General features: G+C 34.2%; 1 protein-coding gene. It reads left to right on the top strand.

What is annotated here, in order from left to right; translation table 11 throughout:
• The coding region (locus N7603_RS08970; protein WP_262097085.1) for a transposase at positions 1-336 on the top strand (336 nt) is incomplete at both ends.

Genomic DNA, 336 nt, shown 5'->3' with positions numbered 1-336 from the left:
TTCATAAGCACACAACCGAATTAAACCATTTAAGTGATTTATCACTAGATATCCCCACACCCAAATGTATCCAAACCAAACCAATCAAAGAAATCACCATCAAGTCCTACTATGATGGAAAGTACATTGAAGTGGTTTATGTGTATCTAGATGAAACACCAAAAATGAAATTAGATGATCTTACCGAAACGATGGGAATAGATTTTGGGTATAACAATCTAGCATTTTGTTCAGTCACGAATAATGAGCATTTATTGTTAGATGGCAAACGGTTAAAGAGTATGAATCAGTTTTATCATAAACGAATCGCTAAACTAGCTAGTACTAGACCCAATC

This window comes from Paracholeplasma vituli, from assembly GCF_025446935.1.
Taxonomy (GTDB): Bacteria; Bacillota_I; Bacilli_A; order Acholeplasmatales; family UBA5453; genus Paracholeplasma; species Paracholeplasma vituli.
Note: the sequence above shows the minus strand (reverse complement) of the source record. Positions and strands in the feature narration are given on the sequence as shown.